This is a genomic window from Micromonospora sp. ABR4_055 (assembly GCF_056160425.1).
Genome location: NZ_JBSWXD010000087.1, coordinates 1 through 20,786, shown reverse-complemented (window position 1 = coordinate 20,786; position 20,786 = coordinate 1). Strand labels below are relative to the sequence as shown.

Sequence of the window (20,786 nt, the reverse complement as noted above, 5' to 3'; positions counted from 1 at the left end):
GCAATTGCGTCCGCGGTTGCTCATGGCTACTCAATCACCTCGGCCGAGCCGGCGAACACCGCATCCCTCCGGAGCATGGCGATGGCACCGTCCACGAACGTCACCATCTGGAGACACGCGGCGTTGGCGGCGTACGCCCTCGTGGTCAGCGGCCAGCACCCGCACCAGCTGCTCATCAAGTGCCGTCCAGTACCGCACGACAGCCACGAGACCACATCCGTAGAGACCCGCTGCCAGACGATCAACGGCCACGCCGCTACAACATCGCGCAACAGGTCGCCGGGCCCCGAGGTCGACCCAACAAACAGCTCAGACGGCTACATCGATGTACGCATCCTCGACCTCCAAACGGGTGGCGGACCGTTCGTACCGGCCCCCGCAGGGCAGGTCACAGTTGCCGGACACCGCAGCCCGGCGGTACGCCCGACCGGCAGCAGTTGAGGATGGGCGAATGGTTAGGCTCTGCACCCATGGCGCGCCACGAACTCAGGAAGTCAGCTGCGTCAAGTTCAGGTTTGCCGGCACCGTGGAAGCGGAACCAGACGTCGTCGTGACAACGGCTGCTGGTGACCGGGAAACCCTTGATCCCCGGTGCCGACGGAGGCGACGGCGATGAAGGTTCGGTCGGGGACTCGCGGTCGTTGACTGATCTGAGGTCCTCGTCGCCTAAGTCATGGCTCACGATCGGGAAGAGCTCGACGAACCCGAACCTCCCGCCGCCATAACGGACCATGAAGGCCTTGTGTAGCTCCGGGAGAATGACGTCCAGATGGGTCTCGACCTCGGAGATCTCCCTCTCGGTGACTGCCTACCCCTCGATGAGTGGGAAACCGTACTTGGCCAGCGAAGCGGCCGACTCCTGGCGCAGGGACTCGGCCAGCACGTCGAACCGCATGATGTCCATGCTGCTCAGCATATGTATCCGACGGCAGGTCGGCGGGGCGGGCGCACCGAATCGGCTGCACAGCTTGCCGCCCGGCTCTGCCGCCGACCAGCCTCTGGACGCAGACAGCGACAGAAGGGCGATGGAAGCTGCGAGTGAGTGGTCCCCGGCGCGGCCGAGCGATGGGTTCGAGGTGGTGTACGTTCCTCCCGCCCACGGGCGTGCAAGAACGTTGGAGTGGGGCAGGTGGCGGTGCGGTAGGTGCCCGCAGCGCGAGGAACGGCCTGGCCTGCGGCACGGTATGGTCCTACAGCATGTATCCGGACAATCGGCGCGTCGCGCTCGTCGCGGTGCTCGGCGGCTTCCTGCTGGGCTTCGTCGATTTCGTATGGATCAAGTTCATGCCCTGGTGGCCCCTTGCCGACCTGGGCAACTCGTCTGCGGTGTGGGCGGTCGCCGCGTTCTTCTTCGGGTACTGGGTCCGTACCGAATGGCTGCGGGCCGCTGCCGGTGCCGCCGCCGGACTGGTGATCGCCGTACCCGCCTACTACGTGGCGGCGGCGCTGGTCCAGGGCGACGACTGGTCGCTGCTGTGGGCGCCTACCTCTCTGCTCTGGATGGCCTTCGGGGTCCTCGCCGGAGTGGTCTTCGGCGTCGGCGGCATCTGGGCACGTGGCTCAGGCTGGCGGCAGACCATCGGTACGGCCCTGCCGGGCGCGGTGTGCTTCACCGAGGCGGCGTTGGAGGCGGCCCGAATCGGCGATCCGAGCTACGGCAGCGAGCGGATCCCGCATGTCGTGGTCCGAGCGGTGCTCGGCGTACTGGTGATCGTCCTGGCCGGTGGGACTACCCGTAACCGGCTCCTCAGCCTCGCCACGGCGCTGCCGTTGGCGCTGCTCGGCCTCGGAGCGTTCCTGGCGGCCGGCTTCCGCTGAACCAAAGGAACCTTCCCGTGCTTCGCCCGGAACCAGCATGCCTCTATCGCCGACTATCTATCTGCTGACGTTGGTGACGGAGGGACGTAGATGAAGCGACGGGCGATGTTGACGGGTGGGGCGGCGGTGGGCGTCGGAGCGCTGACCGGCGGACCGGTCGCGGCTGCGGCTGCGGCCGCGCCGCCGCGTGACACCAACAGACCCTTGCGGGTACGGATCGTAATGTTCGACGGTGTCGAGGAGCAGGACTTCATCGCCCCAAAGGAAGTGTTCTCGCTGGCCGGCTGGTACAGCGAACGGGAGATCGACGTCAACTACATGGTGCACGGTCGGCCACGCCTGGTCACCGCAGCGTTCGGCACCGAGGTACGGGTCAAGCATGGTTGGCAGCCCGAGACGGCCGACGTGATCATCGTTCCCGGTGGTGGTCGACCCGGCGAGCCCGGCATCTGGGCGGAGATCGAAAACGGGGCGCTGCCCAGCGCGCTGGCGGCGGCTCCCCGGCCGAGGCTCATCATGTCGTCGTTGTGCACCGGCGCGGTGCTCCTCGCCGTGGCCGGCCTGGTCGACGGCCGCCCCTGCACCACGCACACCGTCGCGAAGCAGCAGCTGACCTCGCGCGGCGGCATCGTCAAGAACGCCCGCGTGGTCGACGACGGCGACCTCGTCACCGCCGCCGGAATCACTTCCGGCCTGGACCTGGGGCTGCACCTGGTGAAGCGCCTGCTGGGTGCGGACGTCGCCATCCGGGTAGAGGAAGCCCTCGAATACCAGGCACGAGGCACCGTCTGGACCGATCCAGTCCGAACCTAGCCACAGCCATCGCTCGGCCGGCCGGGTGTCTACTCGTCGAGCAGTGCGGCCGTGTCGAGCGTGAACCGAAACGGTTGATCGGTGGTCAGCACGTCGCCCTTGGTCGCGGTCACGTGCTCGACGTAGTGCTCGTTGTCAAGCCGGAAGAGCCGGAGTGTCACTGCTGACGGACCCGGCAACTCGGGCTCAACCAGCAGATACCACGAGATTCGGGCGGCGGCGTACAACTGCATCTTGAGCAGTCGATCGGTGGCGGCGTTGCTCGGAGACGTGATCTCGCAGATCAGCACGACCTCGGTCGCATCGGTAACGGATCCTTCGCTGCTGGTGTCGGCGACGACAAGGTCTGGGATCACGATCCGATCGGTACGCAATCTGACGTTGATCGCCTCGTACGCCTTGAGACCGGCAGACCGGGCCGCCGGATACAGCGCGGACATCAGCAGGAACGAGAGCTGTCGATGACGCTTGCTCGGTGCCGGACTGATCCACAGACGACCGTCGACCAGCTCGGTCCGGTCAGGTGTCTGGCCCAGTGCGAAGTACTTCGCTTCGTCCCAGGTTCGGTTGAGATCAAGGACGTTCACGCGTCACCAGTGTCAGAAGGAGGACGAGCGTCCCCCACCCCAGGGATAGGGGTGGGGGACAGGGCGATCGGCGGTGGTCAGTGGGGGAGGGTGCCGGTCTGTAGGGCGGTGGTGAAGGTGCCCCACTGCCGGGTGGTGAAGGTCAAGGTGGGGCCGGTGCGGTCCTTGCTGTCGCGTACCTCGGCCTGTCCGGCGTGCCGACGGGCTTCGACGCACGCTCCGCCGTTGCCGGCGCTGCGGCTGGAGGTGAACCAGGGGGTGTCAGGCTTCATCGCAGATGCTCCTCGATCGGGACCGACTGCCCGCGGATCAGCCGGAAAATTCGACGGTACTCCGCCAACTCCTCTGGACGCTCCAGGTAACGAGCACCCATATGAGACTCGACGTAGGCGATGTCCGGGTCGTCCGGGTCGGCGAAGTCGAGCAAGATGAACTGGCCGGAGAACGCAGGGTGAGCGCCGACGGACCAGGGCAGGACGCGGACCTCCACCCGTACCCGTCGGCCCAGGCTGGCCAGGTGGGCGCGCTGTTCGGCCATCACCGCAGGGCCGCCGACCTCGCGGACGAGCGCACCGGCCCCGAGAATCGCGACGATCCGGGCCGGCTGCTCGCGGTCGTAGTAGGAAATCTGCCGGTCCAGCCGCAGCGATACCAGCCGCTCGATCTTTTCCTGCGGCGCATCCGGATAGGTGGCGCGGAACACCGCGCGCATGTAATCCGGCGTCTGCAGCAGACCGTGGATCACCTCGGGGTCATAGACCCCGATCTCGGTGGCGGCGGCTTCGAGGCCGACGTACAGGCGGAACCAGTCCGGTACGGCGTCGCCGTGCGACTCCCACCAGCCGTGCTCGTCGCTTGCCCCGGCGAGCCGGGTCAACGCGTCCGTCGTCTCCGGGTCGGCACCGTAGAACCAGCAGAGACCGCGAACGGTGTTCATCTTGACCGGGAACTTACCGTTCTCGATGCGCCACAACGTCGTACGCGAACAGACCTTCGCCCGCTCCACCTCCTGCTCGGTGCGGGACGACTCCTCCCGCAGTCGGCGCAGCCGTCGCCCCAGCTGACGGCGCACCACAGTCGGTCCGGTGACCGGCATCGCTTCACCTTCCTCTCATCCGACACACCCACCACCCGCGCCAATGTTTCAGAAAGCAACCGCTGGCCGGGCTGGTCGCCGAAATCGCCACATCACAGTGGAGACAAGCCAGCGTCCACGATTGAGTCTGCCGTACGCCGGCTGGAAATGTGGTCCGCCACAAGGGTGAATTCACGAAATCCGGTATCTCGTGACGGAGGTTTGCGAACATGAGTGAGCGCACCGCCAGCGGTGGACACGTACCGCCGACCGGCATGTCCCGCGTCGACCGCGCGGGTCGGTCCGAGTTTTCCCTCGACGGGCTGTTGACCTGTGCCGGCTGCGACCGTCGGCTGGTCTGCCTGCAGACGTTGAGCGGCCGGGCGTACGGCGCACCGTGCGGCTGCCGGCCCGGCCCGGTCAACGCCGAAAGGCTCGAACGCCTCGTGCTCGACGCCGTCGTCGCGCACGGACGCGGCATGCTGATCCAGATCGAGGACGCCGCCGACCCGGGCAGCCTGATGCGCCGATTCCTGGCCGAGGTCCACGTCGGCAACACCATCGACGAGTTGGAATTCAGCTGGATCTACTGACCTGTACTGACCGGTGTGCTCATCAGAGCCAGCGGGGCGCGGGGACCGGTGCGGGCGTCACGTGGGTCAGGGCCGGCGGTGGACGGCGAGGAACGTGACTGCGGTGAGTACGGCCGCCGCGCCCAGGTAGACGCCGGACTCGGCGACCTGCAACTGCCAGTACGTCCACGAGCTGGCCTCGCGCACCACGCGTGCACCGCCCAGTTGGACGATGCCCAGCACCGGCACGCTGAGCGCCATCGCGACGTGCGTGTTGCGGGTCACCGCACCCAGCGCCGCGCCGAGGGCGAGCGCGAACAGCACCCGGGCGAGCGGGACCAGATCGTGTGACTCGTAGGCGAACCAGCGCATCGGGTCGCCGTCGGTCGTCGGCAACCCCCAGGTGACGATGGCGGTCACCACGGCGGCGGCGGCCAGCGCCCCGGCCGCCGCGACCGCCAGCCGGGCGGCCAGCCAGTGGCCGCGCGGCCGGCTCTGCGTCCAGGCCAGCCGGTGGGTGCCCTGCTCCAGGTCGCGGGCCACCAACGGCACGCCCCAGAACATGCAGACCCCGATGGTCAGGTAGCCGGCGAACAGCTGGGTGATGGTGACGAATTCGGCATCGACGTGGGCGGCCGCCGTCAACCCGCCGTAAAGGCAGATCAGGATCGCGGCGGCGATGAACGGGAACCGCTGCTGACGCCAGGCGAGCCAGATCATCGGGTCTCCTTCCCGGCCGGCCGACCGGCCGCGACGAGTGCGGGTGCGGGCAGGCAGACGGCGTCCGGGTTGCGCAGGTACGCCAGCACCAGCTCCTCCAGGCCGGGCACCTGCCCGTCGTCGTGGCTGGCCGGCTCTCCGCGTACTGCGGCCGAGGCCTGCCGGACCAGCGCGGTGGTCTGCCGGGCCGTGACGCTCAGGTGTACGGGCGGCTGGTCCGCCGCCCGCAGCCGCTGCGCCAGCTCGGCCGGCCCGGTCAGCACCCGGTGCGCCTCGGTCAGCTCGTCGAATCCGCCGGCCACCTGCAGCCGGCCACGGTTGAGCAGCAGCAGGTAGTCGCAGGTGTCGACCAGGTCGGCCAGGATGTGCGAGGAGAGCACCACGGTGGCGCCGGTGTCGGCGACGGCGGCCATCAGCGCACCCATCACCTCGGTACGGGCCAACGGGTCCAGGTCTGCGAGCGGCTCGTCGAGCAGCAGCAGTTCGGCGCGTTTGCCCAGGGCGAGGGCCAACGCGACCAGGGTGCGTTGCCCACCGGAGAGGGTGCGGACCCGCTGCCGCAGCGGGATGCCGTAGTCGTCGAGCCGGGCCCGCGCCCCGCCGGTGTCGAAGGCCGGGTTGGCGGCCCGGCCGAAGTGGAGCATCTCCGCCACGGTGAACCCGGCGAACAGCGGCTTGTCCTGGGCGACGAACGCGACCCGGGCCAGGTCGTGGCCGTGCCCGGTGAGTGGCCGTCCGCCGACCCGGACCTGCCCGGCGCTGGGGGTGAGCAGGCCGACCGCCAGGTGCAGCAGGGTGGTCTTGCCGGCACCGTTCGGGCCGACGAGCGCGGTGACCGTGCCGGCCGGTACGGCGAGCGTGCAGTCGCGCAGCGCCCAGCTGCGGCCGTACCGTTTGCCAAGGCCGGTGGTCTGCAACGTGGTCATCCGGTCCGTCCCGGCTGGTCGTCCGCCGCTCGGGGCGAGGCGTTCTCGGCCAGTTCGGCCGCGAGGACGGCGCGCAGGTCGTCGTCGTCCAGGCCGGCGGCGCGGGCGGTGGCGACCCAGGCCGCGAGCTGGGTGCGGATCGCCGGGTCCCAGGCCGCGCGGCGGGCCGACAGCGACGCCAGTATGAAGGTGCCGACGCCGGGCCGGGACTGCACCACGCCGTCGCGTTCCAGTTCGCGGTACGCCTTGTGCACCGTGTTCTGGTTGATCCCGAGTGCGGCGACGACCTCCCGGGCGGTCGGCAGCCGGTCGCCCTCCTGCAGCCAGCCGAGCCGCACCGCCTGGCGTACCTGCTGCACCAACTGCAGGTACGGGGTGACGCCGGACCGGCGGTCCAGCCTGAAATCGATCACACCGACTCCTATTCTGCTAGGCTGCTAGCAGAATAGCACTATGCCTGGTCGGGGTCGGGTGCGCCGGACGGCCAGGGATCGTGAGCGGCTACCAGACCGGGAACAGGTCGGGACCGCCGCCCTTGGCGGAGCGGACCAGCGGGGTGGTGAAGTCCGGTACGTACAGGAAGCAGCGGACCCGCAGGTCGCCTGCCCACACCGAAGGGTTCCCCGTCCGGAACCAGAACGTGGCCACCCGGTAGGGCAGGTCCTCGTCGACCGGCAGGTCCGCGTAGTCGGCGATCATCAGCAGGCAGCGCTCCTGAATCGCCTCGTCCCCGGGCCAGCTGCCGGGCAGGGTGCCGCCGTCGAAGACGCCGACGAACTCGCCGTGGTGCGGCCGGGCGCAGTCGACCGGCTCCAGCGCTTCGAGGTGGTCGTCGCCCCACCGCACGTCGTGGCAGCCCAGCCGCAGCGCGCCACCGTCGGCCAGCGTGCCGCGCAGACTTCCGGTCCGGGGCAGCACCTTGTCCCGGAACACACTGCTGATCTCGGTGAGGTCGCAGCGGAACCAGCGGGCCCCGGCGCTCCAGGCCGCCTGCGGCGGCACCAGCACGGTCATGTCGAGCAGGCCGTGCTGCCAGATGTCGCCGAGGAACTCGGCGGCCCGGGCATCGCACTCGACGCGGGCCGTCTCGCGGGCCGGGACATTGCCCACCGGGGCGGTCGTCCGTTGCGCGTCGGCACCGGTGAAGGTGCCGACGTGGACTGTCTCGACCAGGTGCAGTTCGTCGCAGTCGACCGGACGGTAGTACCTGCCGCTGCCCGAGGCAGCCTCGGCGCGGTGGCAGGTGCCGGCCTGCGGGACGAAGGTGGTCGGCTCGTCGAACCCGGCCCAACCGTCGGTGAGGGTGCCGTCGGTCCCCGGCGGCGGTGCCGCACAGCCGGCCGTAACGGCCAGCGACGCGGCGGCCAGCAGCGCGACCATCCTGGTCCGTAGCGGCTGCAAGATCATGAGAATCTGCCGATTCACTGGTACTGGATGGGCAGGGCGCCGGGGCCGCCGTCGCGCACCGAGCCGGTCAACAGCGGGTCGGCCCGCCAGGCGAAGCAGCGGATCGTCCTGTCGCCCTCCGCCCAGTCCAGGACGTCGGAGTAGGTGTAGATGGTGCCCACCCGGTACTGCAGGTCGCCGTTGTTCGGCACCTTCGCGTAGTCGGCCACCACCTTGCGGCACCGGGTGTGAACCCGATCGTCGTTCAACTCCACCTCGTCGTACCCCAGTTTGTCCTCCACGTACGTGCCGGCGAACTCGGCCTGGTGCGGGGTGTCGCAGTCCAGCGGCTCGGTCAGCGGCTCGTCGTCGACACCGACCGCCGCCGAGTCGTAGCACGTCAGAAGCAGCGGATGGCCGGGAGCGTGCAGCGCACCCTTGATGGTGCCGTACCAGTCGACCAGTGGGCCGCCAGGACTGTCCACGACCCCTACGTCGCAGCCGAACCAGCGGGCCCCGCCGGTCCAGGCGGCGTCGGACGGCGACACGACCGTCATCTGCAGCCGGGCGGTTTGCCAGGGACCGCCAAGGAACTCGTTCACCCTTCGGTCACACTCGGCCCGGGCGGCCCGCCGGGCCGGAATCAGACCGTCCGCCGCGCCGTCCTCGTCGAACGGCACCGCCGGCTCGTCGCCGAGCGTTCCGACGTGCACGGTCTCCACCAGGTGGTACCGGACGCAGCCAACTGGTCGATAGCTCTCCCAGTCAATGAAGCGCCGACTAGCGTTATAGCAGCTGCCGGCCTCGGGTGCGAAGTGGACGGGTTCGTCGAACGCGGCCCAGCCGTTGACCAGATCCCCGTCCACGCCCGGCGACAGCGGCACACAGCCGGCCATCGTGGTCAGTGACGCGGCGGTCAGCAGCGCTGCCAGCCTCGCCCGGACACCCCACCGTCGCGCCATGATCCTGCCGCCTCCCCGTTGTCCACTCAAGCCGACGAGGCTACGACACCGGGTCGACCGCCGACCGGCCGGGCCCCGGAGCACTGTCTAGCACGGTCAGTGGTCCCGATGGGTGGCCAGGTCGGCGAGCTGGGCGAGCGCCGTACCCGCGCCGGCTTCGGGCCGGGCCGTCGCCAGCCGGTCGAGCGCCGCCGCCCGGTGCCGGTCCGCCTCCCGCCTCGCCCAGTCCCGGCCGCCGGCCTGCTCGACGAGCAGCGCGGCCCGGGCCACCTGCCCGTCGGTGAACCCGCCCGGTATCGCGTACAGCAGGGTCAGCTCGGCGCCGGCCGGCGTGCCGCTGCCCATCGCGAACACCACCGGCAGCGACTTCTTGCGCTGCCGCAGGTCGGCGCCGACCGGTTTGCGGGTCACCGCCGGGTCGCCCCAGATGCCAAGCAGATCGTCGACCAGCTGGAACGCCATCCCCAGGTGGTGGCCGTACCCCTTCAGCCCGTCGATCCGGTCCGGGGCGGCGCCGCCGCTGATCGCGCCGACCGCGCAGGCGGCGCCAATCAGCGACGCCGTCTTGCCGGCCGCCATCGCCAGGCAGGCGTCCAACCCCACGGCGGTACGTGACTCGAACGCCACGTCGGCGCTCTGCCCGGCCACCAGATCCAGCAGCACCTGGCACAGCTCGGCGGCGGCTGGGGCGGCCTGCCCGCGTACCGTGTCGAAGGCCAGCGCGAGCAGCGCGTCACCGGCCAGGATGGCCTGCGCGTCGCCGAACGCGGCCCCGGCGGTGGGCCGGCCACGCCGGGTCCGGTCGCCGTCCATCACGTCGTCGTGCAGCAGGGTGAAGTTGTGCACCAGCTCCACCGCGACCGCCGCCGGCGCCGCCCGGTCCGCCGGGGCACCGACCGCCTCGGCGCAGGCCAGTGCCAGGCCGCCGCGCAGCCCCTTGCCCCAGCCGGCTTCGGCCGGGCTGCCGTCGGCGGCGTACCAGCCGAAGTGGTAGCCGGCGACGGTGTGGATCGGGTCGGCGAGCCGGTCGACGGCGCGGCGCAGCTGCGGCTCGATCAACGTCCGCGCCGCCGCCAGTCGCGCCCAGGCGTCGCGTTGTGCGGTGGTCGTGGCGGTCAACCCTGGCTCCCGAGCAACGTGGCCTCCAGATACTCCTGTGGCGCCGGTTCGGTGGTCGCCGGCGTCGGCTGGTAGCGCTTTGTCCGGCTGGACCAGTCGACGTTGCCGCGCATCCAGCTGCGCATCCCGGCCAGGTACGGCTCCAGCACCGCCGGCCGGCCGGGGAAGGTCCGCCGCAGCTGCGCCTGCGCGGTCAGGTACAGGTCGGTCTCGGCGTCGATCGCCCGGGTCACCCGGTCGACCGCCGCGTCGCGGTCTAGCCCATGGTGGTAGCCGACGATGTACGCCAGGTTGTGTACCTCGCCGAGAGCGCGTTCCTTGTCCAGCGAGTAGATGTCGTTGGTCCAGCAGACCACGTTGCAGGCGGCGTCGAGCGCGGTGCGAAACGGCGCGCTGTCGTACACCTCGTCGGGCATGTCGATTCGTTCGACGACGTCGATGAAGTCCATGCAGACGTAGATCGCCCCGGTGTGCCGGCGTTTCTCGATGTAGGTGGCCTCGTCCGGCACGGTGCCGGACAGCCGGTTGCCGGCCTCCCAGGTGGCGGCGGTGGTCAGGCACTGCTCCAGGTGCCGTACGAACAGTTGCCGCCAGCGGGCGGTGGCGTCCGGCGCGGTACGCCGCCACAGGTCGGCCAGCGACGACACCGCCCGGGGCAGGTCCCGGCGCCGCGCGTCGGCGGCGCCGAAGTCGTCGGCGGACAGCACCCGCCGCATCGCGGCCATCACCTCGGCGAGGTGCTGCGGGCTGCGTCCGTCGGCACCGTCGTCCAACTGGTCGTCGACCAGGAACAGCCAGGCGAACCAGTCGGCCATCAGCTCGGCATGCGCCGCGTCGGCGGTCGGGTAGACCATCGACGCGAACCAGCCGAAGTCGGCGTGGTCGAATCGGGCGCGGGCCTGCTCACGCAGCACCAGTCCGGTATCGCGTACCCAACTGGTCAGGTGCGCGCGGGCCTGTTCGACGTGCGGGTTGAGCTGGTAGGGGAAGCGGTCGAGGGTCTGCTGGACCGGGTCGAGGCTCAGGTGGCTGGCCGTGTCGTCCGTGAAGGTCACCGGTACTCCAGGTTGAGGTGGACCCCGCCCTTGGGGTGCAGGGTGATCAGCGCCTCCGGCCGCACCTCGGGTGCGTCCGGTGGCAGTACGAGCCGGTGCCGACGGGCCACCGAGGCCAGCACCAGGACCAGCTCGGACAGCGCGAAGTGTTTGCCGATGCAGATCCGGTGGCCGCTGCCGAACGGCACGTAGACGTGCTTCGGGCGCCGCGCCACCTGCTCCGGGGTGAACCGCTCCGGGTCGAAGCGTTCCGGGTCGTCCCAGAAGTCGGGGTGCCGGTGCAGCAGGTAGCTGTTGATCAGCATGTTGGTGCCGGCCGGCACCCGGTAACCGTCGATCACGTCGGCCGAGCTGGCCCGGCGCATGAACTGGTACGCCGGTGAGTAGATGCGCAGCGTCTCGTCGGCGACCATCCGGGTGTACGGCAGCCGGGGCAGGTCCTCGAAGGTCGGCGTCCGGCCGGCGAGCACCGAGTCGACCTCGGCGTGCAGCTTCGCCTCCACCCTTGGGTGCCGGGCGAGCAGGTAGAACGCCCAGGACAGGGTGTTCGTGGTGGTCTCGTAGGCGCCGATGCAGATGTTGAGCACCTCGTGGTGCAGCTGTTCCAGGTCCATCCGCTGGCCGTCGGTCTCGTCGACGGTGTGCAGCAGCAGGGTGAGCAGGTCGGTCTCCTCGCCGGTGGGCACCTCCTCGTGCAGCCGGCGGTTGATGAACGTTGACACGAAGGTGTCCATGTCGGCGATCGCGGCCCGCAGCCGGCGGTGCCGGGGGGTCGGCACGCTCAGCGGCGGGAACGGGAATCGGAAGAACGCGCCGAGGATCGCGTTGGCCTCGCCGAATGCCCGTTCGAAGGCCTGCGCGATGTCGCCGACCTGCGCGCTGAACAGCGACCGGTTGACGATTCGTAGGGCGAGTTGGCCGATCTCGTCGGTGACGTCGAGGGTGCCGCCCCGGCCGTAATTCTGCTCCCACCGGACGAGCATTTGTTCGGCTTCGTCGGTCATGTTTCGGGTGAAAGAGCTGACCGTACGGGGTGTGAAGTGCGGTGCCATCATCCGCCGTTGCCGTCGCCACAGATCCATGTCCGGGTTGGCGATGAGCCCTTTGCGCAGCACCGGCCGGACGACCTTGAACAGGACGGCGTTCTTGTCGTACTTCTCGCCCTCGTCGACCAGCACATGCCGGATGTAGTCGGGATGGTTGACCAGCACCATTGGGATACCCAGGGGCCGGAACCGGAAAATGTCGCCGTAGCGGTCGACGCCCCGGCCGAGGAAGGCGAGCTGGTCGCGTTTGAAGGCCAAGGTGCCGCCGACGCCGCTGCCCGGCGTGACGGTGGGTATCTCCCGGGTGCCGCCCGGGGCTCGGCTGCGTACCTGCGGGGACATGCTCTTCTCACTTTCCACGGGTCGACGCGGTGGACCGGTCAGCGATGGTGCAGGTCAGCGACGGTGCAGTCGGAGCCACATGCCGCCCGCCGGGTGCAGCGTGACCAGCGGTGCGAAACCGACCGGCGGCGCGCCCTCGGGCAGGCTGACCGCGAACGTCTGGGCGAGCATCACGGTGATCAGGTGCAGCTCGGTACGGGCGAAGTGTTTGCCGATGCAGTGCCGCGGGCCGCTGCCGAACGGCTGGTAGACGTGCCGGGGCCGGGCGGCGACCGCTGCCGGGGTGAAGCGGTCGGGGTCGAAGCGGTCCGGGTCGGGCCAGAAGTCCGGGTACCGGTGCAGCAGGAGCAGGTTCATCAGCACCTCGGTGCCCTGCGGGATGCGGTAGCCGCCGACCACATCGTCGGTCGCCGCCCGCCGCATCGTCTGCCAGGCGGGGGTGAACAGCCGCAGCGTCTCGTCGATGACCATCCGGGTGTACGGCAGCCGGGGCAGGTCGTCGAAGGTCGGCACCCGCCCGTCGAGGGCGGTGTCGACCTCGTCGTGCACCCGTTGCTGCACCTGCGGGTGGCGGGCCAACTGGTAGTACACCCAGGAGATCGAGTTGCTGGTGGTCTCGTACCCGGCGATGATCATCGCCAGGATCTCGTTGGAGAGCTGGTCCGGGGTGAGCCTGGTGCCGGTGACCGGGTCCACCGCGTGCCGTAGCAGGCTGAACAGGTCCCGGTGGTCGCTGTCGCGCTCGTGCTGGCGGGTGTCGATCAGGTAGCGGACGAAGCCGTCCAGCTTCCGGGTCAGTGCACGGATCCGGTTGCGGGACGGGGTGCGCCAGCTCAGCGGCGGGAAGGGGAACCGGAGGAAGTCGCCGAGCCGGCGGTTGACTTCCAGGAAGTCGCGTTCGAACTGGTGGCTGCGCTCGTCGGGCTCGACGCCGAACAGCGACCGCAGGACGATCTTCAGCGCCAGGTCGGTGAGCGGTCCGACGACGTCGACCGGCGCACCGGAGGCAGCCTCCGGCGCCCATCGGTGGATCATGTCCGCGGTCAGGCCGGTCATGTTCGGGGCGAAGCGGGCGACGCTGGCGTGGTTGAACGTCGGCTGCATCAGCCGGCGGTTACGTTGCCAGGTCTCGTCGCCCCGGTTGCCGATCAGTCCTTCCCGGAGGATCGCCCGGACCGTACGCCAGAGAAAGCTTTCCTTGTCGTAGTTGGCGTGTTTGTCGACCAGGACATGGTGGATGTGCTCCGGGTTGGTCAGTACCACCATCGGTATACCACCGAGACGTATCCTGAAGATGTCACCGTGGTTACGGACCGCGTCCTGCAGGAATGCAAGCTGATCCCGGCGCATAGCCCGCATCCCGACGAGATTTTCCCGCAGGCTGAGCCGTGGAACTGGCCTGGATCTGCTGCGGGCAGCCGGATCTGCGTCGACGCGACGCGGGTCGGTCATGGCGGCCACCTTACCGAAGGTGCTGTCGTGGCTACAATCGGAAATTTTGCATTGCCGGTGGTGGATCTTGGAGCTATTCGAGCCACCACCGGCGCCGTTGCGTATGTCGGTAAATGGCAGTCAATAACGCATTCGCGCGGATTGTTGGGCCGGCGTACCCGCCTGCGACGCCCGGTCGCGGGCCCGGTGCCGACCGCCCCGCCGACCGCCCCGGCTACCCGCCCGCCGACCGCCGGGTCGGCCGTCCATCGGCGGGTCGGCCGTCGGGTCCGCCGTCGGGCGGGCGATCGTCGTGGCGGGTGTGGAACGCTTGCTCACGTTCGTAGACTGGCGCGGTGACCGCACCAGCGCCGCTCATCGCGCCCAGCATCCTGGCCGCCGACTTCTCCCGTCTGGCCGACGAGGCCCGCGCGGTCGAGGGGACGGCGGACTGGCTGCACGTCGACGTGATGGACAACCACTTCGTGCCGAACCTGACCATCGGGTTGCCGGTGGTGCAGAGCCTGCTGCCGGCCACCTCACTACCGTTCGACGTGCACCTGATGATCACCGACCCGCGCCGCTGGGCACCGGGCTACGCCGACGCCGGCGCGTACAACGTCACCTTCCACGCCGAGGCGTGCGACGACCCGGTGGCGCTGGCCAAGGAGCTGCGGTCGGCCGGGGCCAAGGCCGGCCTGGCGGTCGACCGGGACACCCCGGTGGAGGACTACCTGGAGCTGCTACCCAGCTTCGACACCCTGCTGGTCATGACGATCAAGGCCGGGTTCGGCGGCCAGCGGTTCATCCCCGAGATGCTGGAGAAGGTCCGCGCCGCCCGCCGGCACGCCGCCAGCGGCCATCTTGAGCTGCGGATTGAGGTCGACGGCGGGATCGCCGCGGACACCATCGAGCAGGCCGCCGCGGCCGGCGCGGACGCGTTCGTCGCCGGCACCGCCGTGTACGGCGCCGAGGACCCCGCCGAGGCGGTCCGCAGACTGCGGCAGATCGCCGAGCGGACCGCGCCACGGTGGTGAGCCCGGAAGGGGCCGAGTCCCGGCCGGACCTGATCCTTGTCGTCGACGACGATGTCGACATCGCCCGGTTCGTCGAGGTCAACCTGCGGTTGCACGGCTTCGACGTGATGCTCGCCCATGATGGTCAGGAGGCTCTGGAGATCATCGAACGGCACCGCCCGGACCTGGCCGTGGTCGATCTGATGATGCCCCGTATCGGCGGGTTGGACCTGACCCGGCGGCTGCGGGCCGACCCGATGACCGCCGCATTGCCGATCATCATGCTGACCGCCAAGGGGATGACCGTCGACAAGGTCGTCGGGCTGACCGCCGGCGCCGACGACTACCTGGTCAAGCCCTTCGACACCTCGGAGCTGATCGCCCGGGTCAGCTCCACGCTGCGGCGCAACCGCGAGTACCGCGAGGTGTCCCCGCTGACCGGGCTGCCTGGCAACACCCGGGTCAGCCGGGAGATCACCGACCGGGTCCGCAGCGGCGCCGACTACGCCGTCGGCTACGTCGACATCGACCGGTTCAAGAGCGTCAACGACGTGTACGGCTTCGCCCGCGGCGACGAGTTCATCTCCGCGTTGGCCCGCTGCATGCACCGGGCGGTGGTGTCGATCGGGTTGCCGCCGGCGTTCCTCGGCCACATCGGCGGCGACGACTTCGTGGTGGTCTGCGCGCCCGAACAGGTGCGGCCGATCATCGAGCAGGCGATCCTCGACTTCGAGAAGGCCGCCGACGAGCTGTACGACCCGTCCGACGCCCGGCGCGGCTACGTGGAGGTCAAGGACCGGCGCGGCAAACTGCAGAAGGCTGCCCTGGTCACCCTCTCGGTCGGGGTGGCGGTGTCGGCGGGCAGCCGCCGGTTCAGCGACCCCCGCGAGATCATTACGGTGGCCAACGAGATGAAGTCGGTTGCCAAGAGCCAACCCGGCTCGTACATCGCGGTCGACCGCCGGCTGTCCACCAACTGACCTGCCAGAACAGGCCGACGACCGACCTTCTGTCGGGTATCCGACAGCTGTGAGGTCGGTCGCGTCTCTGGCGATGATCCCCGTGCACTGTGTAACACTCGGAGAAGCACCCACCACGCGCTGGCGGGACTCGGTGAAATTCCGAACCGGCGGTGATCCACGGCGCGAGCCGTGGCCAGCCCGCGACCCGGTCGTAGTCGCAGACGACGCCCGGTGGATCCGGTGAGACTCCGGAGCCGACGGTTGGGCCAGACCGTGCCGACGTGGCACGGACCGGCCCAGACAGTCCGGATGGGAGACAGCGCGCGGAACGGACGCTCAGGTGTGGCGTGCCGACTGGCACCGCCGTACCCGTGCAGCGCCCCGGGGCCGGTCCGTCGTGGCCGGGCGCCGAGGCGTTCCGCCGCCGCCATGCTGTCGCCGGCCACCCCCACCGGGCCCGGCACCTCCCGCCCGCCGCGCACCCCGGCAGGCGAGGAGAAGAGAAACGGCCATGGCGATCCTCTCCGAAGACGAGGCGATGCGGCGCGCCATCGACCTCGCGGTCCGTGGCCTCGGCTCGGTCAGCCCCAACCCCATCGTCGGCTGCGTCCTGCTGGACACCGCCGGCCACGTCGTCGGCGAAGGCTTCCACGCCTACGCCGGCGGGGCGCACGCCGAGATCGCCGCCCTCGCCCAGGCCGGCGACCGGGCCCGTGGCGGCACCGCCGTCGTCACCCTCGAACCGTGCAACCACGTCGGACGCACCGGACCCTGCTCCACCGCCCTGGTCGACGCCGGGCTCGCCCGCGTCGTGCTGGCCGTACCCGACCCCAACCCGATCGCCGCCGGTGGCACCGAGACGCTGCGCGCCGCCGGCATCGACGTCGAGGTCGGGCTGCGCGCCGCCGAGGCCGAGAACGCCAACATCGCCTGGCTGACCGCCGTCCGTCGGCGCCGCCCCTACATCACCTGGAAGTACGCCGCCACGCTCGACGGCCGCTCCGCCGCCGCCGACGGCACCAGCATGTGGATCACCTCGGAGGCGGCCCGCGCCGACGTCCACACGCTGCGCGGCACCGCCGACGCGATCATCGCCGGCGTCGGCACCGTACTCGCCGACGACCCTCGGCTCACCGTCCGGACCCCGGGCACCGGCGGACCCGCCGTCCGGCAGCCGCTCCGGGTGATCGTGGACAGCTCCGGGCGTACCCCGGCCGACGCCCGGGTCCGGGACGCTGCCGCCGGCACCTGGATCGCCACCACCGCGGACGTCGGCGCCGACCACCGCGGCCGGGTCGACCTCACCGCCCTGCTGACCGCCCTCTACGACCGGGGCATCCGCTCCGCGCTGCTGGAAGGCGGCCCGGTGCTCGCCGGAGCGTTCCTGCGCGCCGGCCTGGTCGACCGGGTGGTCGGCTACCTCGCCCTGAGGCTGCTCGGCGCCGGCCCCGCCGCGCTCGGCGACGCCGGAGTGCACACCATCGCCGACGCCATCGACCTGACCATCGTCGACGTCACCCAGGTCGGCCCCGACCTGCGGATCACCGCCGTACCCCGGCAGAAAGAGGGCTGAGTCGATGTTCACCGGCATCATTGAGGAGCTGGGCGAGGCCGGCCCGCTCGACTGGCACGGCGACAGCGGCGTGCTCACCGTCCACGGCCCACTGGTCGCCGCCGACGCCCGGCACGGCGATTCCATCGCGGTCAACGGCGTCTGCCTCACCGTCGTCTCCGTCGACGGGCAACGGTTCGTCGTCGACGTGATGAAGGAGACCTTCGACCGTAGCTCACTGGGGACACTGCGGCCCGGTGACCCGGTCAACCTGGAACGCGCCGCCACCCTCGCCACCCGCCTCGGTGGACACCTGGTGCAGGGCCACGTCGACGGGGTCGCCACCGTCGTCGGGCGCACCCCCGGCGACCGCTGGGAGCAGGTCCGGTTCAGCCTGCCCACCGGCCTGCACCGGTACGTCGTGGAGAAAGGTTCAATCGCGGTCGACGGCGTCTCGTTGACCGTCATGGAGGTGTCCGACGGCGACACCACGGCGGCGGTCACGGCCGCGACCGGGTCCGGCACGGCCGGCTGGTTCGGCGTCGGGCTGATTCCCACCACTGTGCAACTCACCACCCTCGGCCGGAAACCGGTCGGGGCCCTGGTCAACCTGGAGGTCGACGTGATCGCGAAGTACGTGGCGAAGCAACTGGACGGGGCACGGTCCGTCGGCGGAGTCCGCCCGTGACCGCCGCCGGGTTCGGCACCGTCGAACAGGCCCTCGACGACCTGGCCGCCGGCCGGGCCGTGGTGGTCGTCGACGACGCCGACCGGGAGAACGAAGGCGACCTGATCTTCGCCGCCGAACACGCCACCGCCGAACTCGTCGCGTTCATGGTGCGCCACACCTCCGGCTACATCTGCGCGCCGTTGCCCGAGGCCGAGTGCGACCGGCTCGACCTGCCGCCGATGTACCACACCAACCAGGACCGGCGGGGCACCGCGTACACCGTCACCGTCGACGCCCGCGACTGCGTCAGCACCGGCATCTCCGCCGTTGACCGGGCACACACCCTGCGGCTGCTCGCCGACCCCGCCGCCGGCCCGACCGACCTGTCCCGGCCCGGCCACGTCGTGCCGCTGCGCGCCCGCGCCGGCGGTGTCCTGCACCGGCCCGGTCACACCGAGGCCGCCGTGGACCTGGCCCGGCTCGCCGGGTTGCGCCCCGCCGGGGTGCTCTGCGAACTGGTCAACGACGACGGCACCATGATGCGCCTGCCCGACCTGGAGAAGTTCTCCGCCGACCACGGGCTCACCCTGATCACCATCGCCGACCTTATCGCCCACCGGCGGCGGAACGAGACCCACGTCGAGCGGGTCGCGCAGGCCCGGCTGCCGATGCCGTACGGGGTGTTCCGCGCCGTCGGCTACCGGGTCGCCCACGACCCGGCCGAACACATCGCCCTGGTCCACGGTGACCTCGACGACGGTCGTGACGTGCTGGTCCGGGTGCACTCCGAGTGCCTCACCGGGGACGTTTTCGGCTCGCTGCGCTGCGACTGCGGCCCGCAGCTGGACGCCGCCCTGGCCCGGGTCGTCGCCGAGGGCCGCGGCGTGGTGCTCTACCTGCGCGGCCACGAGGGCCGGGGCATCGGTCTGGCCCACAAGCTGCGCGCCTACCAGTTGCAGGACCAGGGACGGGACACTGTCGACGCCAACCTGGAACTCGGCCTGCCCGCCGACGCCCGCGACTACGGCACCGGTGCGCAGATCCTGCACGACCTCGGGGTCCGATCGATCCGGCTGCTCACCAACAACCCGGACAAGGTGTCCGGGCTGACCGGGTACGGCCTGAACGTCGTCGGGCGGGAACCGTTGACCGTCCATCCGCATCCGGAGAACGTGCGCTACCTGCGTACCAAACGGGACCGGATGGGCCACCTGCTCGACGGACTCGATCAGCCGGCCGGCACAGCACCGGCCGACCTTGACGGCGTCGACGGCGCGGCCGACCTCGACCCGGTCGGCGAACTATCCGGAGGGCGGGCCTGATGGCCGGATTCGGCGAACCCGGAGTCTCCACCGTCGACGCCGCCGGGCTTGCCGTCGGCGTCGCCGCCGCCCGCTGGCACACCGACCTGGTCGACGCGATGCTCACCCGGGCGCTCGCCGCCGCCGACGCCTGCGGCGTCGCCGCCGTGCAGGTGGTCCGGGTCGCCGGCTCCGTCGAACTGCCCGTCGTCGCCCAGGCCCTGGCCCGGCGCTGTGACGCGGTGGTCGCCCTCGGCGTGGTGGTACGCGGCGCCACCGCCCACTTCGACTACGTGTGCCGGTCGGTCACCGACGGCCTGACCCGGGTGTCACTCGACGAGTCCACCCCGGTCGGGCACGGCGTGCTCACCGTCGAGACCATCGACCAGGCCCGCGACCGGGCCGGGCTGCCCGGCTCGGCCGAGGACAAGGGCTGGTCGTCGATGGTCGCCGTGCTCGACGCCGCGCTTGCCCTGCGGGCCGTCCACGCCGTACCGGTGGGCTGAACCTGACCTCTCGAACCGCGGTACCCCGACCCGTCACGTTCCCGCCGCTCGCGCGGTAAACCAGATGCGCTGGTGACACGTCGTAGTGGCGTGACACCCGAACTGGTCACCGACCTGGGCTCGGGGAGGACGATGCCACGACAGCGGGCACAGACGACGACGTGGGCGGCGGACGAGGCGGTCACCCGCCTGTTCGCCGCGCACTACCGCCCGCTGGTGCGCCTCGCCACCCTGCTGCTGCGGGAACCGGGCATGGCGGAAGAGATCGTGCAGGATGCCTACGTGGCCCTGCACAGCCGCTGGTGGCGGCTCCGCGACGCCGACAAGGCACTCGGCTACCTGCGGGTCACCGTGGTCAACCGGTGCCGGTCGGCGATCCGGCACCGACGGGTCGTGCAAGCCCACCTGGCCGCCGCCCGGCCCGACCCCGACGCACCCAGCGCCGAAGCCGGCGCCCTCGACCAGCTCCGCCACGCCGACGTGATCACCGCGCTGCGCGCCCTACCGCCCCGCCAGCGGGAGGCGATCGTGCTGCGCTACTACGCCGACCTGTCCGAGGCGCAGATCGCCGACGCGATGGGGGTCAGCCGAGGCGCGGTGAAGAGCCACACCGCACGCGGCATCGCCGCACTGCGAACCAGCCTGGACGGCCTGTGATGGACACCGACCACGACAACCTGCCCGGCGACGCCGGTACCGCCGACCTGCTGCGCCGGGCGCTGCACACCGAAGCCGACCGGGTCGACGTACGGCCCGACGGGCTGACCGCGATCCGCGGCAAGATCGACGCCCGCCGACGGCGCCGGATGCCGGCGGTGCTGCTCGGCGCCGCCGCCACGACCGTCGCCGCCAGCCTGGTCGGCGTGGTCGGCTGCTTGCCGCCGGTGTCACAGCCCGGCCCGCCGTCCGGGGCGGTCAACGCCGGCC

Annotated in this window: 25 protein-coding genes and 1 riboswitch; of the genes, 11 read left to right on the top strand and 14 right to left on the bottom strand. The window is 70.7% G+C overall.

Annotation, left to right across the window (positions count from 1 at the left end; all coding sequences use genetic code 11):
- Positions 1-388: 388 nt before the first annotated feature.
- Positions 389-790, bottom strand: a complete 402-nt coding sequence (locus tag ACXAHD_RS19830; protein ID WP_353850370.1) for an SMI1/KNR4 family protein — start codon at positions 788-790, stop codon at positions 389-391.
- A 407-nt stretch (positions 791-1,197) separates the two neighbouring features.
- Here ACXAHD_RS19830 and ACXAHD_RS19825 point away from each other — a divergent pair, with 407 nt between their 5' ends.
- Together ACXAHD_RS19825 and ACXAHD_RS19820 are read left to right on the top strand one after the other, a co-directional pair.
- Entirely contained in the window at positions 1,198-1,818 is a 621-nt protein-coding gene (locus ACXAHD_RS19825) for a DUF6518 family protein (protein ID WP_281554584.1), read from the top strand.
- 90 nt (positions 1,819-1,908) lie between these two features.
- The gene (locus tag ACXAHD_RS19820) at positions 1,909-2,631 is read left to right on the top strand and encodes a DJ-1/PfpI family protein (protein WP_281554585.1); all 723 of its coding nucleotides are present in this window, start codon (positions 1,909-1,911) and stop codon (positions 2,629-2,631) included.
- Between the two features lie 29 nt (positions 2,632-2,660).
- Here ACXAHD_RS19820 and ACXAHD_RS19815 read toward each other — a convergent pair whose 3' ends face one another.
- From ACXAHD_RS19815 to ACXAHD_RS19805, 3 genes are all read right to left on the bottom strand, one after another.
- The gene (locus ACXAHD_RS19815) at positions 2,661-3,218 is read right to left on the bottom strand and encodes a Uma2 family endonuclease (RefSeq protein WP_281554586.1); all 558 of its coding nucleotides are present in this window, start codon (positions 3,216-3,218) and stop codon (positions 2,661-2,663) included.
- 77 nt (positions 3,219-3,295) lie between these two features.
- Positions 3,296-3,490 carry a DUF397 domain-containing protein gene (locus ACXAHD_RS19810; RefSeq protein WP_281554587.1) on the bottom strand — a complete coding sequence of 65 codons (195 nt, stop codon included), beginning with the start codon at positions 3,488-3,490 and terminating at the stop codon, positions 3,296-3,298.
- Positions 3,487-4,314, bottom strand: a complete 828-nt coding sequence (locus ACXAHD_RS19805) for a DUF5753 domain-containing protein (RefSeq protein ID WP_281554588.1) — start codon at positions 4,312-4,314, stop codon at positions 3,487-3,489. The genes ACXAHD_RS19810 and ACXAHD_RS19805 overlap by 4 nt, the downstream gene beginning before the upstream one ends.
- Before the next feature lie 209 nt (positions 4,315-4,523).
- Here ACXAHD_RS19805 and ACXAHD_RS19800 point away from each other — a divergent pair, with 209 nt between their 5' ends.
- Positions 4,524-4,886: a hypothetical protein gene (locus ACXAHD_RS19800; RefSeq protein WP_281554589.1), complete on the top strand. Its 363-nt coding sequence runs from the start codon at positions 4,524-4,526 to the stop codon at positions 4,884-4,886.
- Between the two features lie 66 nt (positions 4,887-4,952).
- Here ACXAHD_RS19800 and ACXAHD_RS19795 read toward each other — a convergent pair whose 3' ends face one another.
- From ACXAHD_RS19795 to ACXAHD_RS19750, 10 genes are all read right to left on the bottom strand, one after another.
- A complete protein-coding gene (locus ACXAHD_RS19795) occupies positions 4,953-5,585 on the bottom strand; it encodes a hypothetical protein (RefSeq protein WP_475052345.1) in 633 nt (210 codons plus the stop codon).
- Positions 5,582-6,511: an ABC transporter ATP-binding protein gene (locus ACXAHD_RS19790; RefSeq protein WP_475052343.1), complete on the bottom strand. Its 930-nt coding sequence runs from the start codon at positions 6,509-6,511 to the stop codon at positions 5,582-5,584. The genes ACXAHD_RS19795 and ACXAHD_RS19790 overlap by 4 nt, the downstream gene beginning before the upstream one ends.
- A complete protein-coding gene (locus tag ACXAHD_RS19785; protein ID WP_475052341.1) occupies positions 6,508-6,924 on the bottom strand; it encodes a GntR family transcriptional regulator in 417 nt (138 codons plus the stop codon). Before ACXAHD_RS19785 ends, ACXAHD_RS19790 begins: the two co-directional genes overlap by 4 nt.
- 88 nt (positions 6,925-7,012) lie before the next feature.
- Positions 7,013-7,918, bottom strand: coding sequence for a septum formation family protein (locus tag ACXAHD_RS19780; RefSeq protein ID WP_281554593.1), 906 nt, complete (start codon positions 7,916-7,918; stop codon positions 7,013-7,015).
- Positions 7,919-7,932: 14 nt separating this feature from the next.
- Entirely contained in the window at positions 7,933-8,859 is a 927-nt protein-coding gene (locus tag ACXAHD_RS19775) for a septum formation family protein (protein WP_475052338.1), read from the bottom strand.
- 96 nt (positions 8,860-8,955) lie between these two features.
- Positions 8,956-9,978 (bottom strand): polyprenyl synthetase family protein, encoded by a 1,023-nt coding sequence (locus ACXAHD_RS19770; RefSeq protein WP_475052336.1) that lies wholly within the window; start codon positions 9,976-9,978, stop codon positions 8,956-8,958.
- On the bottom strand, positions 9,975-11,033 hold the full coding sequence (locus ACXAHD_RS19765; protein WP_475052333.1) for a terpene synthase family protein: 1,059 nt from the start codon (positions 11,031-11,033) through the stop codon (positions 9,975-9,977). The genes ACXAHD_RS19770 and ACXAHD_RS19765 overlap by 4 nt, the downstream gene beginning before the upstream one ends.
- A complete protein-coding gene (locus tag ACXAHD_RS19760) occupies positions 11,030-12,421 on the bottom strand; it encodes a cytochrome P450 (RefSeq protein WP_281567359.1) in 1,392 nt (463 codons plus the stop codon). Before ACXAHD_RS19760 ends, ACXAHD_RS19765 begins: the two co-directional genes overlap by 4 nt.
- Before the next feature lie 54 nt (positions 12,422-12,475).
- The gene (locus ACXAHD_RS19755; RefSeq protein ID WP_281555562.1) at positions 12,476-13,780 is read right to left on the bottom strand and encodes a cytochrome P450; all 1,305 of its coding nucleotides are present in this window, start codon (positions 13,778-13,780) and stop codon (positions 12,476-12,478) included.
- Between the two features lie 213 nt (positions 13,781-13,993).
- Positions 13,994-14,191 (bottom strand): hypothetical protein, encoded by a 198-nt coding sequence (locus ACXAHD_RS19750; RefSeq protein WP_281554597.1) that lies wholly within the window; start codon positions 14,189-14,191, stop codon positions 13,994-13,996.
- A 17-nt stretch (positions 14,192-14,208) separates the two neighbouring features.
- Between ACXAHD_RS19750 and rpe the strand changes: the two genes are divergently transcribed.
- The 8 genes from rpe to ACXAHD_RS19710 form a co-directional block, all read left to right on the top strand.
- Positions 14,209-14,889 (top strand): ribulose-phosphate 3-epimerase, encoded by a 681-nt coding sequence (gene rpe, locus ACXAHD_RS19745; protein ID WP_281554598.1) that lies wholly within the window; start codon positions 14,209-14,211, stop codon positions 14,887-14,889.
- Positions 14,883-15,848: a GGDEF domain-containing response regulator gene (locus ACXAHD_RS19740; protein WP_281554599.1), complete on the top strand. Its 966-nt coding sequence runs from the start codon at positions 14,883-14,885 to the stop codon at positions 15,846-15,848. Before rpe ends, ACXAHD_RS19740 begins: the two co-directional genes overlap by 7 nt.
- 115 nt (positions 15,849-15,963) lie before the next feature.
- Positions 15,964-16,155: riboswitch (FMN riboswitch) on the top strand.
- A gap of 186 nt (positions 16,156-16,341) precedes the next feature.
- Positions 16,342-17,403 (top strand): bifunctional diaminohydroxyphosphoribosylaminopyrimidine deaminase/5-amino-6-(5-phosphoribosylamino)uracil reductase RibD, encoded by a 1,062-nt coding sequence (gene ribD, locus ACXAHD_RS19735; protein ID WP_281554600.1) that lies wholly within the window; start codon positions 16,342-16,344, stop codon positions 17,401-17,403.
- 4 nt (positions 17,404-17,407) lie between these two features.
- Complete coding sequence (locus ACXAHD_RS19730) at positions 17,408-18,070, top strand: riboflavin synthase (protein ID WP_281554601.1); 663 nt, start codon at positions 17,408-17,410, stop codon at positions 18,068-18,070.
- Positions 18,067-19,374 carry a bifunctional 3,4-dihydroxy-2-butanone-4-phosphate synthase/GTP cyclohydrolase II gene (locus ACXAHD_RS19725; RefSeq protein WP_281554602.1) on the top strand — a complete coding sequence of 436 codons (1,308 nt, stop codon included), beginning with the start codon at positions 18,067-18,069 and terminating at the stop codon, positions 19,372-19,374. The genes ACXAHD_RS19730 and ACXAHD_RS19725 overlap by 4 nt, the downstream gene beginning before the upstream one ends.
- Positions 19,374-19,859, top strand: coding sequence for a 6,7-dimethyl-8-ribityllumazine synthase (gene ribH, locus ACXAHD_RS19720; RefSeq protein WP_281554603.1), 486 nt, complete (start codon positions 19,374-19,376; stop codon positions 19,857-19,859). The genes ACXAHD_RS19725 and ribH overlap by 1 nt, the downstream gene beginning before the upstream one ends.
- 90 nt (positions 19,860-19,949) lie before the next feature.
- Positions 19,950-20,516, top strand: a complete 567-nt coding sequence (locus tag ACXAHD_RS19715; RefSeq protein WP_281554604.1) for a SigE family RNA polymerase sigma factor — start codon at positions 19,950-19,952, stop codon at positions 20,514-20,516.
- The coding region (locus ACXAHD_RS19710) for a hypothetical protein (protein WP_475052324.1) at positions 20,516-20,786 on the top strand (271 nt) is incomplete at its 3' end. The genes ACXAHD_RS19715 and ACXAHD_RS19710, both read left to right, overlap by 1 nt.

Excerpts from the sequence above, each read along its gene's own strand:
- ACXAHD_RS19730 (WP_281554601.1), top strand. The coding sequence starts at position 17,408 with ATGTTCACCGGCATCATTGAGGAGCTGGGCGAGGCCGGCCCGCTCGAC.
- ACXAHD_RS19790 (WP_475052343.1), bottom strand. The coding sequence starts at position 6,511 with ATGACCACGTTGCAGACCACCGGCCTTGGCAAACGGTACGGCCGCAGC.
- ACXAHD_RS19810 (WP_281554587.1), bottom strand. The coding sequence starts at position 3,490 with ATGAAGCCTGACACCCCCTGGTTCACCTCCAGCCGCAGCGCCGGCAAC.
- ACXAHD_RS19800 (WP_281554589.1), top strand. The coding sequence starts at position 4,524 with ATGAGTGAGCGCACCGCCAGCGGTGGACACGTACCGCCGACCGGCATG.
- ACXAHD_RS19825 (WP_281554584.1), top strand. The coding sequence starts at position 1,198 with ATGTATCCGGACAATCGGCGCGTCGCGCTCGTCGCGGTGCTCGGCGGC.
- ACXAHD_RS19780 (WP_281554593.1), bottom strand. The coding sequence starts at position 7,918 with ATGATCTTGCAGCCGCTACGGACCAGGATGGTCGCGCTGCTGGCCGCC.
- ribH (WP_281554603.1), top strand. The coding sequence starts at position 19,374 with ATGGCCGGATTCGGCGAACCCGGAGTCTCCACCGTCGACGCCGCCGGG.
- ACXAHD_RS19775 (WP_475052338.1), bottom strand. The coding sequence starts at position 8,859 with ATGGCGCGACGGTGGGGTGTCCGGGCGAGGCTGGCAGCGCTGCTGACC.
- ACXAHD_RS19755 (WP_281555562.1), bottom strand. The coding sequence starts at position 13,780 with ATGCGGGCTATGCGCCGGGATCAGCTTGCATTCCTGCAGGACGCGGTC.
- ACXAHD_RS19760 (WP_281567359.1), bottom strand. The coding sequence starts at position 12,421 with ATGTCCCCGCAGGTACGCAGCCGAGCCCCGGGCGGCACCCGGGAGATA.
- ACXAHD_RS19795 (WP_475052345.1), bottom strand. The coding sequence starts at position 5,585 with ATGATCTGGCTCGCCTGGCGTCAGCAGCGGTTCCCGTTCATCGCCGCC.
- ribD (WP_281554600.1), top strand. The coding sequence starts at position 16,342 with ATGGCGATCCTCTCCGAAGACGAGGCGATGCGGCGCGCCATCGACCTC.
- ACXAHD_RS19805 (WP_281554588.1), bottom strand. The coding sequence starts at position 4,314 with ATGCCGGTCACCGGACCGACTGTGGTGCGCCGTCAGCTGGGGCGACGG.
- ACXAHD_RS19820 (WP_281554585.1), top strand. The coding sequence starts at position 1,909 with ATGAAGCGACGGGCGATGTTGACGGGTGGGGCGGCGGTGGGCGTCGGA.